This window comes from Pseudorhizobium xiangyangii (assembly GCF_020531965.1).
In the GTDB taxonomy this organism is placed as follows: Bacteria; Pseudomonadota; Alphaproteobacteria; order Rhizobiales; family Rhizobiaceae; genus Neorhizobium; species Neorhizobium xiangyangii.
The window spans coordinates 151,850-164,756 of record NZ_JAJAWH010000002.1 but is presented as its reverse complement, the minus strand read 5'-3'; the positions used below and the strand labels follow the sequence as shown (position 1 = coordinate 164,756).

Genomic DNA, 12,907 nt, shown 5'->3' with positions numbered 1-12,907 from the left:
GTAAAGGCAGGATCGGCACTGAGTTTTAGAGGCCGAGCTGCGTAATTGCGGCGTTGATCCGCTCGCGCGCCTTCTTCGGCAGCTTGCCGGTCTTGACCGCTTCGAGGTTGGCGGGCGCGTCACCGACGACGATCAGAGCGACCATCCCCATGCCGAGATGCGGCGTGCACTTCACGACATAAGCGCCTTCCTTGCCGACCGTAATGGAGAGTTCCTCGTTTATCTTGCCCTTGAACTCTTCGACACCATCCGGGATCATCCCCTTGACGGAAGCGGCATCGTGGCCCTTGTCGACAACCACGAACTTGATAACGTCGCCCGGAGCGGCCTTGATGGCGGCCGGCTCGAAAACCATGGCCTGACCGTCTGCGCCCTTGTTGAGCATCTTGACCTCTATTTCCGCGCCGAGGGCCGGAAATGAGAGGGCCACGAGGCTCGTCGCGAGAAGGAAGGCGGTCTTTGCAGTCTTGAACATTCTCGATCTCCTGAAATGCGCCTTGGGAGGCGTCGACCACCTTGATACGGCGACATGCCCCCGCGCTCTTTGACGAAGATCAAGCAGTTTAGAAGCAGCGCATTTTTTCTTCCCAGTGGCGGCGGCAGAAGGAGACGTATTTTTCGTTGCCGCCGACATCGACCTGCGCCCCCTCGCGTACGAAGTTCCCCTCTTCGTCCAGACGCGCGACCATCGTGGCCTTGCGACCGCAAAAGCAGATCGTGCGAACTTCGCGAAGCTCGTCGGCGATCGCCAGCAGTTCCTGCGATCCTGGAAACAGCTTTCCCTGGAAGTCCGTCCTGAGGCCATAGGCCATGACCGGAATGCCGACGCGATCCGCCAGGCGCGCCAATTGCCAGACCTGCTCGGGCGACAGGAATTGCGCTTCGTCGATGAAGACGCAGGCAACCGGCTCGCTACGATGCATGTCTTCGACGAGTGCGAAGAGATCGTCGGCCGCGGTGAATGGAATGGCATCCGCGTGCAGGCCGATGCGGGAAGCGACCCGTCCGACCCCTGCCCGGCTGTCGAGTGCTGCCGTCAGGATGACGGTCCGCATGCCGCGCTCCTGATAATTGTAGGATGCCTGCAGGAGCAGCGTTGACTTGCCGGCGTTCATCGACGCGTAGTGGAAATAGAGCTTGGCCATGTCTGCCGTTCTGGCGTTCAATCGTCGCGTAGAAAAGCACGGCTGCGCCGAAAACCACAGGAAATAGGCTGCAAACGTTGCACTTGCTGGCACCCGTTGCATAGCAGACACGATCCGGTTTGCCGGTTCACGACCTCGCTTGCCTCCTTTCGCCATATATTGATAATGGCCGGGAACATGAACCCACGGAGCACCACGATGAACCATCCGATGAAGATCATGCTAGCCGGTGCCGTATCGCTGGCTGCGCTCGCTCATGGTGCTGCGGCAGCCGAGCCCGAATCCTGCGGTGCGGTGCGCTTCTCCGACGTCGGCTGGACCGACATCACGGCGACCACGGCGACCGCCTCTGTTCTGCTGAAAGCACTCGGTTACGAAACGGACGTGAAGGTGCTCTCCGTCCCCGTCACCTACAGCTCGCTGAAGAACAAGGACATCGACATCTTCCTCGGCAACTGGATGCCGACCCAGGAAGCCGACGTCCGTCCCTTCCTCGACGACAAATCGGTCGAATCCTTCGGGCCTAACCTCGTCGGCGCCAAGTACACGCTCGCCACCAACGCAAAGGGCGCGGAACTCGGCATCAAGGACTTCAAGGACATCGCGGCGCAGAAGGACGCGCTCGACGGCAAGATCTACGGCATCGAGCCCGGCAATGACGGCAACCGCCTGATCCTGGAGATGGTCGAGAACGACACCTTCGGCGTGAAGGAGTTCGAGGTGGTCGAATCCTCCGAACAGGGCATGCTGGCTCAGGTGGCCCGCGCCGACAAGGCGGGCGAGCCGATCGTCTTCCTCGGCTGGGAGCCCCATCCCATGAACGCCAATTTCAAGCTCACCTACCTCTCCGGCGGCGATGACGTCTTCGGGGCAAATTTCGGCGGTGCCGAAGTCTATACCAACGTGCGCGCCGGCTATACCGAGGAGTGCCCGAACGTCGGCGCCTTCATCAAGAACCTGAAGTTCTCGCTGCCGATGGAAAACGAGATCATGGCTTCGATCCTCGATGACGGTCAGGATCCGGAAGACGCCGCCACCGAATGGCTGAAGGCCAACGGCGGCGCGATCGAGCCATGGCTGAGCGGAGTAACCACCAGGGATGGCGGCGACGCCTCCGCCGCAGTCAAGTCAGAGCTTGGCCTCTGAGCAGCATACGTCGCCGATCGGGGCGGTTCCGCCCCGATTTTCCTGACACCATCCAACCGGGTATACCGCTGTGGATTGGCTGACCGACTTCAAGATTCCCATCGGCCGCCTGGCCAAGGATTTCGTTGACTGGCTGACGGATAACGGCGCCTGGTTTTTCGACTGGCTATCCGCCATGCTCTCGGCCGTCATCGATGGCCTGCTCTTCGTGCTGCAGACACCCCACCCGCTGGTCATCGTCGCCGTCATGGCGGGCCTGTCCTGGTGGTTCCGCCGCTCCTTCGGGGTCGCTGCCTTCACCGTGCTCGGCCTGCTGCTGATCATCAATCAGGGCTACTGGAAAGAGACGACCGAAACACTGGCGCTGGTGCTTGCCGCCACTGCGGTGAGCATGGTGGTCGGCATACCGCTCGGCATCGCAGCCGCGCGGCGGCCATGGCTCTACGAGGCCATGCGTCCGGTGCTCGACCTGATGCAGACCATTCCGACCTTCGTCTACCTGATCCCCGCGCTCATCCTGTTCGGTCTCGGCATGGTGCCTGGGCTCATCGCCACCGTGATCTTTGCCATCCCGTCGCCAATCCGGTTGACGCGGCTGGGCATCGTCTCCACTCCTGACGCACTGACCGAAGCGGCGGTCGCCTTCGGCGCCACGCCTGGACAGGTGCTGCGCAAGGTTGAACTGCCCTTCGCCATGCCGCAGATCATGGCCGGCCTCACCCAGACGATCATGCTGTCGCTCTCCATGGTGGTGATCGCCGCCCTCGTCGGCGCAAACGGCCTCGGCGTACCGGTTGTCCGGGCGCTGAACACCGTCAACATCGCCCGAGGGTTCGAGGCGGGGCTCTGCATTGTGATCCTGGCGATCATCCTCGACCGGATGTTCCGCCCCGCATCGGGAGACGGCACATGACCGACGCAGTCGTCTTCAGGAACATCGACATCGTCTTCGGCGAAAAGCACGCCGAAGTCCTCGACCTGATCGACCTGGGCAAGAGCCGCGACCAGATCAGCGAGGCGACGGGCATCGTCGTGGGGGTATCGAAGGCCTCGCTGTCGATCCGCGAGGGCGAGATCCTCGTCCTCATGGGGCTTTCCGGCTCGGGCAAGTCAACCCTCCTGCGCGCCGTCAACGGCTTGGCGCCCGTTGCCCGCGGCGAGGTTCAGGTCAATACGGCGAACGGCCCGATCGATCCCTACAAGACCAGTCCCAAATCGCTGCGGGACCTGCGCACGAACACCGTATCCATGGTGTTCCAGCAATTCGGCCTCCTGCCCTGGCGCACGGTCGAGGAGAATGTCGGCTTCGGCCTCGAACTGGCCGGCGTCAAGGATGGCGAGCGGCGCAGGCGCGTCGGCGAGCAACTGGAACTGGTCAACCTCAGTCAATGGGCGGACCGCAAGGTCGGCGAGCTCTCAGGCGGCATGCAGCAGCGCGTCGGGCTTGCCCGCGCCTTCGCCACCGGCGCGCCGATCCTCCTGATGGACGAACCCTTCTCCGCGCTCGATCCGCTGATCCGCACCCGGCTTCAGGATGAACTCCTGGAATTCCAGCGACGCCTCAAGAAGACCATCCTCTTCGTCAGCCACGATCTCGATGAGGCATTCCGGATCGGCAATCGCATCGCCATCATGGAAGGCGGGCGCATCATCCAGTGCGGCACCCCGCAGGAAATCGTCCGCGATCCGATCAATCAGTACGTCTCGGATTTCGTCCAGCACCTGAACCCGATAGCCATGCTGACCGCGGGCGACGTGATGCGCCCGGGCGTCGCCTCCGGCGCCCCCGCGACCGGCGTCTCCGCAACTGCCAAACAGGAGACACCGCTTGTCGATATCCTCGACGCGCTTGCCCGCCAGCCTGGGACAATCGGCGTCATCGACAACGGCGCGATCATCGGTACGATCTCAGCCGATGACATTATTGCCGGATTGACCCGGCACAGACGTCGGACGGGGACACCGTGAACGAAAAGACCTCAGACAAACCCAGCGTCCTCAGGGAAACGGATGACGAGGCACGCCGCTTGGCACGCGTGCTGGTGAGAGGCGCCCGTCATATGTCGCTCGCCGTCATCGACGCGGAGACGGGTTTTCCTTCGGCAAGCCGAGCGCTGACGGCAACGGATCTCGACGGCGTGCCCGTCATCCTCGCCTCTGCCCTGTCAGCCCATACCAGGGCGCTGCTCGCAGACCCGCGCTGCTCTCTGCTGGCCGGCGAGCCGGGCAAGGGTGATCCGCTGGCATATCCGCGCATTACCGTGCTGTGCCTGGCACAACCGGTCGATCGAGCCGGCGATGCTCACGTCCTGCTGCGCGAGCGTTTTCTGGACCGCCATCCCAAGGCTTCCCTCTATGTCGATTTTCCCGATTTCCGCTTCTTCCGCCTGACGCCCCAATCCGCGTCGCTGAATGGCGGCTTCGGCAAAGCCTATGCGCTTCCCGGCAGCGACCTGCGCATCGCCGAATCGCATGCGCCAGCCGAATGGCGAGATCTGCAGCGCCGCTTGCGGGGAATGACGGAGGAAGCAACCACACTGGCTGCGCGTCTCACGTCGCACAATCAAATAAATTGCCGCTTCGCCGGGGTTGATCCGTCAGGATTTGATCTTGTATGGGGTGACAATCAACTCAGACATGAGTTTGTCGAGCCGCTCTTCTCTGCAGACGACGCACTTAAGCATATCGGCGAGTTGTCTAATTCTTGAGCACCTAAACATTCACTACCCCAAAATTAGGGATATACAACCGTCATTTTCCATTGTTAATTTGGTACTTTACCATGCTGGTCATATTTAGAAGCGTTCCCGCTTCCTGGGGAAATTAAGACTAATGGATACGATGCCACTTTCTGAGCATTCACCCGTCGCCGCTGGCTTGTTGTCGGCCATGGCCAATCCAAAACGCCTCATGATACTGTGCTGCCTCGTCAGGGGTGAAGTTGCAGTGGGCGCTCTTGCAGTTCGAGTCGGCCTGAGCCAATCGGCCCTTTCGCAGCACCTCTCCAAGCTGCGAGCGCAAAAGCTGGTGAAGACGCGGCGGGATGCGCAGACCATCTATTACTCCTGCTCTTCGCCAGCAGTGCTGAAGATCCTCGATTCTCTCGAGGATATTTATTGCCAGCCGATCCGGGCGAAATACGCGGCCGCCTGATGACAGCGCTGACATGCCGCCGTAACTGTCTCACGAAGCCGGCCGATACCGGCTTCGTGAACGCTTCGGCTGTCAGCGTTGGAGCCGTCAAATGACGCCTTTGGTGCGGGTTGACGGCGCGATTGCCCCTGATAATTTGACCATGTAGTCAAAAAAGCCGGCCCACTGCCGGTCGGGGAGAAAAGTTCATGTCCAACCGCCTTAATTCGACGCCCAATGATCTTCGGGCGTTCTGGATGCCGTTCACTGCCAACCGCCAGTTCAAGAAAGAACCACGCCTCTTCGTTGGTGCAAAGGACATGCACTACACGACCCATGACGGGCGCCAGGTGCTGGATGCGACGGCAGGTCTATGGTGTGTCAATGCGGGCCACTGCCGCCCGAAAATTACCGAAGCCATCAGCGCGCAGGCCGGCGAACTGGACTACGCCCCCGCTTTCCAGCTCGGTCACCCGAAGGCTTTCGAACTGGCCAACCGCCTGGTGGACATCGCGCCTGAGGGCATGAACCACGTTCTCTACACGAATTCCGGTTCGGAATCGGTCGACACCGCCCTCAAGGTTGCGCTTGCCTATCATCGCGTGAAGGGCAACGGCTCCCGCTTCCGCCTCATCGGCCGCGAGCGCGGCTACCACGGCGTCAATTTCGGCGGCATTTCCGTCGGCGGCATCGTCGCGAACCGCAAGATGTTCGGCACGTTGCTGACCGGCGTCGATCACATGCCCCACACGCACCTGCCCGGCCAGAACGCATTCACGCGCGGCGAGCCCGAGCATGGCGGCGACATCGCCACCGAACTGGAGCGCATCGTCACCCTGCATGACGCATCGACGGTTGCCGCGGTTATCGTCGAACCGGTCGCCGGCTCGACGGGCGTCCTGATCCCGCCGCAGGGTTATCTCCAGAAGCTGCGCGACATCTGCACCAAGCACGGCATCCTCCTGATTTTCGACGAAGTCATCACCGGCTTCGGCCGCCTGGGCACGCCCTTCGGTGCCGATTATTTCGGCGTGACGCCGGACATCATGACCACTGCCAAGGGCCTGACCAATGGCGTCATACCGATGGGCGCCGTCCTGGTGACGTCGGAAATCCACGACGCCTTCATGAACGGCCCCGAGCACATGATCGAGTTCATGCACGGCTACACCTATTCGGGCAATCCGATAGCAGCCGCCGCCGCTCTCGCGACGCTCGACACCTACAAGGAGGAAGGCCTGCTGACCCGGGCTGCCGAGATGGCGTCCTATTGGGAAGACGGCCTGCATTCGCTGAAGGACGTCAAGAACGTCATCGACATCCGCAATATCGGCCTGATCGGTGCGATAGAGCTGGATCCGATCGTCGGCGAACCGACCAAGCGCGCCTTCTCCGCCTTCCTGAAGGCCTATGAGAACGGCCTCCTGATCCGCACGACCGGCGATATCATCGCCATGTCGCCGCCGCTGATCATCGAGAAGCACCATATCGACGAGATCATCGGCAAGCTGCGCGAGATCCTGACGAACAACATCTGATCCATCAGCCATGTGACCTGCACTCTCCCGCCCCGGCGGGAGAGCTCATGCCTCGGACTGCTGGCTCCGTGCCGATACACCGGCCTCTGCCGATCGATCTGCGCTGGCGTGCTGCCGTGATCGCAGTCTCACGACGCAATCAGGGACCTGATGGATAACCAGTTCATTCTCCTGTCGGCGATCGCCGCCACCTTTGTCGTCGCCGGCCTCGTCAAGGGCGTCACCGGCATGGGACTGCCGACGGTCGCGATGGGCGTTCTCGGAGCGCTGATTTCACCGCTCGCCGCCGCCAGCCTGCTGATCGTTCCCTCCTTCGTCACCAATGTCTGGCAGCTCGCCGCCGGCCCGAATGTCGGTACGGTTCTGAGACGGTTCTGGCCGATGATGCTCGCCATCCTGATCGGCACGGTCGGCGCATCGTCGCTGCTGGCCGAAGGCAATACGGCGGTCACGACGGGGGCGCTCGGCGCCGCGCTGGTGGTCTATGCCGGCTTCACTCTGTTTGCCCGTCAGCTGCGCGTCCCGGCGGGGGTCGAGCCCTGGCTGTCCCCTGTCGTCGGGCTTGTCACCGGCATCGTCACCGGCGGCACCGGTGTCTTCGTCATTCCCGCCGTACCCTATCTCCAGTCGCTCGGACTGGAGAAGGACGAACTCGTCCAGGCGCTCGGCCTCTCCTTCACCGTTTCGACAATCGCCCTTGCAGCCGGCCTTGCCTTGCGCGGCGCCTACGACCCCGGAAACCTCTGGATTTCGGCCCTGGCCCTGATCCCTGCCCTCATCGGCATGTGGGCCGGCCAGGCTGCCCGCAACCGGATCAGCCCACCGACCTTCCGCCGATGGTTTCTGCTCGCCCTTCTGATCCTCGGAATGGAAATGCTTCTGCGGCCATTTGTGTAGGAACAAGGCAGCCTCCGCAGGCGGGCGGATAACCTTGCCAGCAACATTTGGGTGCAAATGATCAATTTTACGACAGCAACCCGTCGCCGGAGCCTGTTGTTTCAGCAATTTCCTTGCGAAGCGTCCGAGGACAATCTAGGAATTTGGCAAGCTCGAGCTGCAGCCAAACATGGCGCGCCGGGCGGTAACGCGCGCCCGCCGCTCGCCTTTGGCACGACCGCTCGGTCGAAACGCGACAGCGACAACGCGCACTGTCGGGGTCCAAGGACCCAACCAAGGAGAACCAAGATGAATCGGAAACTTCTCGCCGGGGCGACCATGCTCGCTTCGCTGGCTTTCGCTCCCCTCGCCCATGCCGAAATCGTCATCGGCCTCATCGCACCGCTCACCGGTCCGGTCGCCGCCTATGGCACGCAAGTCAAGAACGGCGCCGAAGTCGCCGTCGAGGAAATCAACAAGGCCGGCGGCATCAATGGCGAGCAGGTCGTGCTGAAGATTGCCGATGATGCGGGCGAGCCGAAGCAGGGCGTTTCCGCGGCCAACCAGCTCGTCGGTGAAGGCATCCGTTTCGTGGTCGGCCCCGTCACCTCGGGCGTAGCCATGCCCGCCTCAGACGTCCTTGCCGAGAACGGCGTCCTGATGGTCACCCCGACCGCGACCGTTCCGGACCTGACCGGACGCGGCCTCACCAACGTGCTGCGCACCTGCGGCCGTGACGACCAGCAGGCGGAAGTTTCCGCAAAATACGTTCTTGAGCACCTCAAGGACAAGAAGGTCGCGATCATCAATGACAAGGGCCAGTACGGCAAAGGCCTTGCCGACGCCTTCAAGGCTTCGCTCAATGCCGGCGGCGTCACCGAAGTCTTCAACGATGCGCTCACCGCCGGCGACAAGGACTTCAGCGCGCTGACCACCCGCATGAAGGCAGAAGGTGTCGAAGTCATCTACTTCGGTGGCTATCACCCGGAAGCCGGTCTGCTGGCCCGCCAGCTTGCCGATGTCGGCGTCAAGGCCACCATCATCGGCGGCGATGGCTTGTCGAACAGCGAATACTGGAACATCGCTACCGACGTGGCCGCCGGCACCGTCTTCACCAATGCCACGGACGCAACCAAGAACCCGGATTCCAAGGCCGCCGCCGATGCGCTGGCTGCCAAGAACATCCCCGCTGAAGCCTTCACGCTGAACGCCTATGCGGCCGTCGAGGTCATCAAGGCCGGCATCGAGAAGGCGGGCAGCGCCGAGGATTCCGAAGCGGTTGCAGCGGCCCTGAAGGACGGCTCACCGATCAAGACCGCCATTGGCGAAGTGACCTATGGCGAAACCGGCGACCTGACCTCGCAGAGCTTCTCGCTCTTCAAGTGGGAAGAAGGCCAGATCGTTTCCGTCGAGTAATCGGCACTTCGATACAAGCATTCGAAAAGCGGCCGGCGACGGCCGCTTTTTTTATTGAAAGGCATAGCGACCACCACCACCCGAGCGCATGCTCTCAGGGCCAACACCGGACATTGCCGGTGTGGCAACACTGCCAATTCAACAGCATCGCAACCGTCAGGAAAGCAAGTCCGCTCTAATCGAGCCTGTGTGACAGGCTAAACTCATATGCTTCTGTACTCTTTCGGGCTCATCTGGGTTTCCGCCCGGAATATCTTTGCGAAATGACTAGGGCTGCCGTAACCAACGCTCGCCGCAATATCGACGATGCTGATGTCTGTGGAGCGCAAGTTCTCTTTTGCATGTGCCATGCGGCGCTGGATGAACCAGCGTGAAGGGCTTTGCCCCACCGTGTTGTGGAAGGCACGGCTGAAGTGATACCGGCTCATGGCACACAGAGCGGCCAGGCAGTCCAAGTCAAATGGTTCTGTGAGATGCGCTTCCATATGATCGAGCGACCTGCGCAGCTTCCAGGCGGGAAGCAGGGCGGGTTTGCGCCCCTTCGCGGTAAACGCCTCGGCGTGGTGGCGTAACAGATGGACGCTGAGGCTATCGACCAGGCCGGTGATGAATAGCCGATTGGCGCAATGGGCCGCCCGCAATTCATCTCTCAATCCTGCCAGTAGATTGCTGACGAAGATATCGTGGCCACCCGAAACCTCCTGCATGCGCGTGCGCGCCGGATTGAGTTTCAGAGACAAGGCCGCGCGGCTTACCATTTCCGGGCCGAGATAGAGGTGCATGACCTCAAACGGTTGTTCCGGCGCGGCCTTCCACCGCATCAGATAAGGAGATTGCGCTTGCGTCAGATAGAATGAACCAGGCTTTACGACACTCCCGTGCCACTCGCCGTCAAGGTCGCGCTCCTCGACGAGAGCTTCGCCTGAAATGATCCAGACCAGGAGAGTTTCCGCCACGGCCGGGACTAGAACCTCCATTTCCTCGTGCGCACGCTGAAATATCTGCACCTCGATATCCGCCCACGCCTCGCCCGCGCTCTGGACGATCTTGTGCCCACGAATGTGCTGTTCCAGCGCACGGCTGGATGACCGTAGGGAGGATGGTTTTGCGGGGGCCATGTCAACAAAACCGTTTCGTTTCAGGAACGTTCGTATCTACAATAGCCGGACGTGCGCTGGCGATAGTGCTCAACCGGCGACGTGTCTGTTTGGCGCAAGATCACGATAGTTACGGCAAGGCACCGCGCGCACGCATTCGTCTCGATCATTAGGAATACCCGTCGTCACGATTTGCCGTCTGGCAAAGAGTTTAACGGAGATTTTTGATGAACATCGAAGGCAAAGTCGCTCTCATCACGGGCGCATCGAGCGGCATTGGGGCCGCAACCGCACGCAAACTCGCAGCAGCAGGGATTATCGTTGGGTTGGCTGCCCGGCGCAAAGATCGGCTTGACGCACTGGTCGCAGAAATTGCCGCCGATGGTGGGCGGGCGATCTCGCTGGAAACCGACGTTACCAATCCCACGTCCTGCAAGACGTCCGTTGAACAGGTAATTGCCCAGTATGGCTGCATCGACATTCTGATCAACAATGCAGGCCTGATGCCGCTTTCCGACATCGACAGTCTTAAGGTCGATGAATGGCAGCGCATGGTCGATGTGAACGTTTCCGGCGTTCTCAATGCGACTGCCTCCGTGTTGCCCCAGATGATCGCGCAAAAATCCGGACACATTTTCAACATGTCCTCGATCGCAGGGCGGAAGGTATTTACCGGCCTCACCGTCTACTGCGCCACCAAGGCGGCAGTCGCCGCCTTCTCCGACGGCTTGAGAATGGAGGTTGGGCCGAAACACAATATCCGCGTCACCTGCATTCAGCCGGGTGCCGTTAAGTCGGAGCTTTACGAGCACATCTCCGATGCAAACTATCGCAAGCAGATGGACGACCTCGCGACGTCCATGACGTTTCTGGAAGGCGACGATATCGCCGACACCATCCTGTTTGCCTTGAAGGCACCGGAGCGCATGAATGTCGCGGAAATGTTCGTCTTGCCAACCGAGCAAGGCTGGTAAGCCTGTTCACCGCTGCCGGCGAAACCGGCAGCGGTGCCATGAGCGAACCGCGCACACGGCGCTCAGGCAGGCAACTCTTGGGCTATCGCGCGTCCGGCAAGGCGAGCGATGGCCAGCAGGCGATCAAGGTCGAGTCCACTGCGGGCCTTGGCGGAAAGACCTGCCATGGTGGTGCTGACGAAGTCCGTCAAGCGCTCTGCCTCTTCCGGGTAACGCGCGGCAATGTAGACGCGGATCATGTCCTCCGCGGCCGCTTGGAAGGCGCAGGCGGCCGCACGGGCTTCCTGGTCATCGCAACGTGTGCCTTCCAGCACGAGGCAGCCAGCGGCAGCGGGATTGGCAGCATAGCGCCGGGCAGCCTCTTCCAGCACCGCCGTTAGGCATTCGGCGACCGGGCGGTCAGGCCGCAGCAGATCAGGAAGGGGAATTGCTTCGGTAACGGCGTAGCGTTCGAGAACGCGAGCGTAGAGGCCGGCTTTGTTGCCAAAAGCGGCGTAGAAGCTAGGCGGGTTGATGCCAATGGCTGCCGTAACGTCCGCTACGCTGACAGCATCGTAGCCGCGCGCGTGGAACAGGTGCTGGGCAGCAGCCACACCTTGGTCGGGATCAAAGCGGCGTGGACGACCGCGCGGGCGCAATTTATTTGTAGTGATCATTACATATTTATCTTGACGAGTGCAGCAGGTGATTTATGTAGCATCTATTACGTTAATCATCAAGGAATGCAGATGTCTATCTTCCAAGGAAAATCCGTTCTGGTGCTCGGCGGCAGCCGGGGTATCGGAGCGGCCATTGTACGGCGGTTTGCGACCGAAGGCGCGGCGGTAACCTTTACCTATGCCGGATCCCGAGCTGCGGCCGATCAGTTGGCTGCCGAGACGGGCAGCACGGCCGTTTTGACAGACAGCGCCAACCGCGATGCGGTGATAGCTAGGGTGCGCGAAAGCGGCCCTTTGGATGTTCTGGTGGTCAATGCCGGGATTGGCGTTTTCGGCGATGCTCTGGAACAGGATCCGGATGTGATCGACCGACTATTTCAGATCAATATCCAAGCACCCTATCATGCTTCGGTAGAGGCGGCGCGGCAGATGCCGGAAGGTGGCCGGATCATCGTCATCGGTTCCGTCAATGGTGACCGGATGCCCGTGCCGGGCATGGCATCCTATGCGGTGAGCAAGTCCGCCCTGCAAGGGTTGGCGCGAGGGCTGGCGCGAGATTTCGGGCCCCGAGGGATCACGATCAATATCGTTCAGCCGGGACCGATCGATACCGACGCAAATCCAGAGAATGGACCGATGAAGGACCTGATGCACAGCTTCATGGCCATCAAACGCCACGGGCGACCGGAAGAAGTAGCGGGAATGGTCGCTTGGCTTGCAGGCCCTGAGGCCGGCTTCGTCACCGGAGCGATGCATACGATAGATGGTGCGTTTGGCGCTTGATCACCAAGACGCGAGGGGAGCCGAAGCATGCGGCCCCTCGCGTTGCGAACTTTAGTGCCGGGACGGCGCAAATGAAGCGCTGAGCCGTCTTTCCATGATCGAACCTTCTATGTCCGCAATGGGCCGAATGCTGCCAGTCCG

Annotated in this window: 14 protein-coding genes; 10 read left to right on the top strand and 4 right to left on the bottom strand. The window is 61.2% G+C overall.

Annotated features, from left to right (window positions below; all coding sequences use genetic code 11):
- Positions 1 to 25 precede the first annotated feature (25 nt).
- Both LH464_RS02185 and LH464_RS02180 read right to left on the bottom strand, forming a co-directional pair.
- On the bottom strand, positions 26 to 475 hold the full coding sequence (locus tag LH464_RS02185; protein ID WP_226784723.1) for a pseudoazurin: 450 nt from the start codon (positions 473 to 475) through the stop codon (positions 26 to 28).
- Between the two features lie 88 nt (positions 476 to 563).
- On the bottom strand, positions 564 to 1,145 hold the full coding sequence (locus tag LH464_RS02180; RefSeq protein WP_226784722.1) for a thymidine kinase: 582 nt from the start codon (positions 1,143 to 1,145) through the stop codon (positions 564 to 566).
- Between the two features lie 198 nt (positions 1,146 to 1,343).
- Between LH464_RS02180 and LH464_RS02175 the strand changes: the two genes are divergently transcribed.
- From LH464_RS02175 to LH464_RS02140, 8 genes are all read left to right on the top strand, one after another.
- On the top strand, positions 1,344 to 2,291 hold the full coding sequence (locus LH464_RS02175; RefSeq protein ID WP_226784721.1) for a choline ABC transporter substrate-binding protein: 948 nt from the start codon (positions 1,344 to 1,346) through the stop codon (positions 2,289 to 2,291).
- Between the two features lie 70 nt (positions 2,292 to 2,361).
- Entirely contained in the window at positions 2,362 to 3,204 is an 843-nt protein-coding gene (gene choW, locus LH464_RS02170; RefSeq protein ID WP_226784720.1) for a choline ABC transporter permease subunit, read from the top strand.
- On the top strand, positions 3,201 to 4,259 hold the full coding sequence (choV, locus tag LH464_RS02165; protein WP_226784719.1) for a choline ABC transporter ATP-binding protein: 1,059 nt from the start codon (positions 3,201 to 3,203) through the stop codon (positions 4,257 to 4,259). The genes choW and choV overlap by 4 nt, the downstream gene beginning before the upstream one ends.
- Positions 4,256 to 4,999 (top strand): HugZ family pyridoxamine 5'-phosphate oxidase, encoded by a 744-nt coding sequence (locus LH464_RS02160; protein ID WP_226784718.1) that lies wholly within the window; start codon positions 4,256 to 4,258, stop codon positions 4,997 to 4,999. Before choV ends, LH464_RS02160 begins: the two co-directional genes overlap by 4 nt.
- A 124-nt stretch (positions 5,000 to 5,123) precedes the next feature.
- Positions 5,124 to 5,444 carry an ArsR/SmtB family transcription factor gene (locus tag LH464_RS02155; RefSeq protein ID WP_226784717.1) on the top strand — a complete coding sequence of 107 codons (321 nt, stop codon included), beginning with the start codon at positions 5,124 to 5,126 and terminating at the stop codon, positions 5,442 to 5,444.
- 188 nt (positions 5,445 to 5,632) lie between these two features.
- On the top strand, positions 5,633 to 6,961 hold the full coding sequence (locus tag LH464_RS02150; protein WP_226784716.1) for an aspartate aminotransferase family protein: 1,329 nt from the start codon (positions 5,633 to 5,635) through the stop codon (positions 6,959 to 6,961).
- 150 nt (positions 6,962 to 7,111) lie between these two features.
- Positions 7,112 to 7,858: a sulfite exporter TauE/SafE family protein gene (locus LH464_RS02145; RefSeq protein ID WP_226784715.1), complete on the top strand. Its 747-nt coding sequence runs from the start codon at positions 7,112 to 7,114 to the stop codon at positions 7,856 to 7,858.
- A 288-nt stretch (positions 7,859 to 8,146) separates the two neighbouring features.
- The gene (locus LH464_RS02140) at positions 8,147 to 9,253 is read left to right on the top strand and encodes an ABC transporter substrate-binding protein (RefSeq protein ID WP_226784714.1); all 1,107 of its coding nucleotides are present in this window, start codon (positions 8,147 to 8,149) and stop codon (positions 9,251 to 9,253) included.
- 203 nt (positions 9,254 to 9,456) lie between these two features.
- Here LH464_RS02140 and LH464_RS02135 read toward each other — a convergent pair whose 3' ends face one another.
- The gene (locus LH464_RS02135) at positions 9,457 to 10,371 is read right to left on the bottom strand and encodes an AraC family transcriptional regulator (RefSeq protein WP_226784713.1); all 915 of its coding nucleotides are present in this window, start codon (positions 10,369 to 10,371) and stop codon (positions 9,457 to 9,459) included.
- A 203-nt stretch (positions 10,372 to 10,574) separates the two neighbouring features.
- Here LH464_RS02135 and LH464_RS02130 point away from each other — a divergent pair, with 203 nt between their 5' ends.
- Positions 10,575 to 11,324 carry an SDR family oxidoreductase gene (locus tag LH464_RS02130; protein WP_226784712.1) on the top strand — a complete coding sequence of 250 codons (750 nt, stop codon included), beginning with the start codon at positions 10,575 to 10,577 and terminating at the stop codon, positions 11,322 to 11,324.
- Between the two features lie 62 nt (positions 11,325 to 11,386).
- On the opposite strand, the gene LH464_RS02125 is transcribed toward LH464_RS02130, so the two are convergent.
- Positions 11,387 to 11,917, bottom strand: a complete 531-nt coding sequence (locus LH464_RS02125) for a TetR/AcrR family transcriptional regulator (RefSeq protein ID WP_226784711.1) — start codon at positions 11,915 to 11,917, stop codon at positions 11,387 to 11,389.
- A gap of 135 nt (positions 11,918 to 12,052) precedes the next feature.
- Between LH464_RS02125 and bdcA the strand changes: the two genes are divergently transcribed.
- A complete protein-coding gene (bdcA, locus tag LH464_RS02120; RefSeq protein WP_226784835.1) occupies positions 12,053 to 12,766 on the top strand; it encodes an SDR family oxidoreductase in 714 nt (237 codons plus the stop codon).
- Positions 12,767 to 12,907: the final 141 nt, after the last annotated feature.

What these genes read in the sequence shown, in the direction of transcription:
- LH464_RS02185 (WP_226784723.1), bottom strand. Translation starts at nt 475, where the DNA reads ATGTTCAAGACTGCAAAGACCGCCTTCCTTCTCGCGACGAGCCTCGTG.
- LH464_RS02180 (WP_226784722.1), bottom strand. Translation starts at nt 1,145, where the DNA reads ATGGCCAAGCTCTATTTCCACTACGCGTCGATGAACGCCGGCAAGTCA.
- LH464_RS02175 (WP_226784721.1), top strand. Translation starts at nt 1,344, where the DNA reads ATGAACCATCCGATGAAGATCATGCTAGCCGGTGCCGTATCGCTGGCT.
- choV (WP_226784719.1), top strand. Translation starts at nt 3,201, where the DNA reads ATGACCGACGCAGTCGTCTTCAGGAACATCGACATCGTCTTCGGCGAA.
- LH464_RS02155 (WP_226784717.1), top strand. Translation starts at nt 5,124, where the DNA reads ATGGATACGATGCCACTTTCTGAGCATTCACCCGTCGCCGCTGGCTTG.
- LH464_RS02150 (WP_226784716.1), top strand. Translation starts at nt 5,633, where the DNA reads ATGTCCAACCGCCTTAATTCGACGCCCAATGATCTTCGGGCGTTCTGG.
- LH464_RS02145 (WP_226784715.1), top strand. Translation starts at nt 7,112, where the DNA reads ATGGATAACCAGTTCATTCTCCTGTCGGCGATCGCCGCCACCTTTGTC.
- LH464_RS02140 (WP_226784714.1), top strand. Translation starts at nt 8,147, where the DNA reads ATGAATCGGAAACTTCTCGCCGGGGCGACCATGCTCGCTTCGCTGGCT.
- LH464_RS02135 (WP_226784713.1), bottom strand. Translation starts at nt 10,371, where the DNA reads ATGGCCCCCGCAAAACCATCCTCCCTACGGTCATCCAGCCGTGCGCTG.
- bdcA (WP_226784835.1), top strand. Translation starts at nt 12,053, where the DNA reads ATGTCTATCTTCCAAGGAAAATCCGTTCTGGTGCTCGGCGGCAGCCGG.